Consider the following 2,627-nt stretch of genomic DNA (forward strand, 5'->3'; position numbering starts at 1 on the left):
ATTAGAGGGCTCAGCCGTAGATGGGAAAGCGTTTCGTGAGAGCCAGGACCTCGCCCCGGACCTTAGCCTCGACCACCGAGTTATCCCCACCTGCGGCCACGCCATCCAGCACCTCGCCGATCCAGCGACCGACCTGGCGGAACTCGGACTCGCCGAAGCCCCGAGTAGTGCCCGCCGGTGTACCGACGCGGATCCCCGAGGTCTGGACCGGCGGGAGCGGATCGAAGGGGATGCCGTTCCTGTTCGTGGAGATGCCGGCGCGATCGAGGGCGATCTCGGCGTCGACGCCGTTCACGCCCTTGGGCGTCAGGTCCACCAGCATGAGATGGCTGTCCGTGCCGTTCGAGACGATCCGGAAGCCGGCCTCCTGCAGGCTGTCGGCCAGGGCCCGGGCGTTCTCGATCACCTGGCGGGCATAGGCCTTGAACTCGGGACGCAGGGCCTCGCCAAAGGCGACGGCCTTGGCGGCGATCACGTGCATCAGCGGCCCGCCCTGAAGCCCGGGGAAGACCGCCGAGTCCAGCTTCTTCGCGAGCTTCTTGTCGTTGGTCAGGATGAGGCCGCCGCGCGGACCCCGCAGGGTCTTGTGCGTCGTGGTGGTCACCACGTGGGCGTGCGGGAAGGGATTGGGATAGACGCCCCCGGCCACCAGGCCCGCATAGTGGGCGATGTCGGCCATCAGGATGGCGCCGACGGAATCGGCGATCTGCCGGAACCGGGCGAAGTCGATGTGCCGGGAATAGGCCGAGCCGCCGGCGATGATCACCTTGGGCTTCTCGGCCAGGGCCAGTTCGGCGGCCTGGTCGTAGTCGATGAGGTGGTCCTGTCTGCGCACCGCGTAGGAGACCGGCCGGAACCACTTTCCCGACTGGTTGACGCTCTTGCCGTGGGTCAGGTGGCCGCCGGCGGCCAGGTCCATCCCCATGAAGGTGTCGCCCGGCGTCAGGGTGGCCATGAAGACCGCCTGGTTGGCCTGGCTGCCCGAATGCGGCTGGACGTTGGCGAACTCGCACCCGAACAGGGCCTTGGCCCGCTCGATAGCCAGGACCTCGGCCTCGTCCACCACCTCGCAACCGCCGTAGTAGCGCTTGCCCGGATAGCCTTCGGCGTACTTGTTCGTCAGGACCGACCCCTGCGTCTCGAGCACGGCGCGGGAAACGATGTTCTCCGAGGCGATCAGCTCGATCTGGTCCTGCTGCCGCCGGAGTTCACCCGAGATCACCGCACCGAGGGCGGGGTCGGAGTCCGCAACGGATGCCGAGAAAAAACCAGCCGGGACGCCGGCGGCGAGGGATTGTGTGATCATGAGGCCTGTCCTGAGGATTCGGCGCGACCGAACGCGGGCTGTTTACAGCCTCGATGCGGCGGGCGGAACCGCCTACGCAGGGTCAAGACCCGAAAAGTAGGAGACGTCAGGCCGCCTGGCCGCCAACCCGCTGGATATTGCAGCGGACCCACAGCTTCTCCATGGCCCGGACCAGGTCGTCCATCATCTCGTCCGTATGCGCCGGGCTGGGCGTAAAGCGGAGCCGCTCCGTCCCGCGGGGCACGGTCGGGTAGTTGATCGGCTGGACATAGACGCCGTGCTCTTCAAGCAGGATGTCCGAGATCATCTTGCAGTGGACGGGGTCGCCCACGAGGACAGGGACGATGTGGCTGACCGAAGGCATGACCGGCAGGCCCGCCGCCTCCATCCGCGCCTTCAGGGCGGCGGCGCGCGCCTGGTGCTTCTCGCGGACCTCGTTGTGCTCCTTGAGCCAGCGGATCGAGGCCACGGCGCCCGCGGCCACGGCCGGCGGCACGGAGGTGGTGAAGATGAAGCCGTCGGCATAGGAGCGGATCGCATCGACGATCACCGCGTCGGCGGCGATGTAGCCGCCCATGACCCCAAAGGCCTTGCCCAGGGTGCCCTCGATGATGTCGATCTCGGCCATGACGCCGTCACGCTCGCACACGCCGGCGCCCCGCGGGCCGTACATGCCCACTGCATGGACCTCGTCGATGTAGGTCATGGCGCCGTACTTCTTCGCCAGGGCCACCGTTCCGCGGATGTCGGCGATGTCGCCGTCCATGGAATAGACGCTCTCGAAGGCGATCAGCTTGGGCGCCGCCGGGTCGGCGGCGGCCAGCAATTCCTCGAGATGGGCCAGGTCGTTGTGCCGGAAGATCTGCCGCGGGCCCCGCCCGCCGCGGATGCCCGAGATCATCGAGTTGTGGTTCAGCGCATCCGAGAAGACGATCAGACCGGGCAGGATCTTGTAGAGGGTCGACAGGGACGCTTCATTCGAGACGTAGCCCGACGTGAACAGCAGGGCGGATTCCTTGCCGTGCAGGTCGGCCAGTTCGAGCTCCAGCTCCACATGATAACGGGTGGTCCCGGAGATGTTCCGGGTGCCGCCCGAGCCGGCGCCGGCCTCGTCGAGGGCCGACTTCATGGCGTCCAGCACCACCGGGTTCTCGCCCTGGGCCAGATAGTCGTGCGAGCGCCAGACCACGACCTCGGAGGTCGAGCCGTCGGGCCGGGTCCAGGTGGCGTTCGGGAACCGGCCGCGATGGCGCTTCAGGTCGGCGAAGACCCTGTAGCGTCCCTCGGCCCGGACCTTGTCCAGCGCGTCAGCGAAGGCGGC

General features: G+C 67.7%; 2 protein-coding genes. Both read right to left on the reverse strand.

Features of this window, described 5'->3' with window-relative positions; genetic code table 11:
* Positions 1-10 precede the first annotated feature (10 nt).
* The gene (gene glyA, locus INE98_RS06985) at positions 11-1,306 is read right to left on the reverse strand and encodes a serine hydroxymethyltransferase (protein WP_293537696.1); all 1,296 of its coding nucleotides are present in this window, start codon (positions 1,304-1,306) and stop codon (positions 11-13) included.
* Positions 1,307-1,412: 106 nt separating this feature from the next.
* On the reverse strand, positions 1,413-2,627 hold a 1,215-nt coding region (gene hemA / locus INE98_RS06990), incomplete at its 5' end, for a 5-aminolevulinate synthase (protein ID WP_293537698.1).

Source organism: Phenylobacterium sp., assembly GCF_020253645.1.
GTDB lineage: Bacteria > Pseudomonadota > Alphaproteobacteria > Caulobacterales > Caulobacteraceae > Phenylobacterium.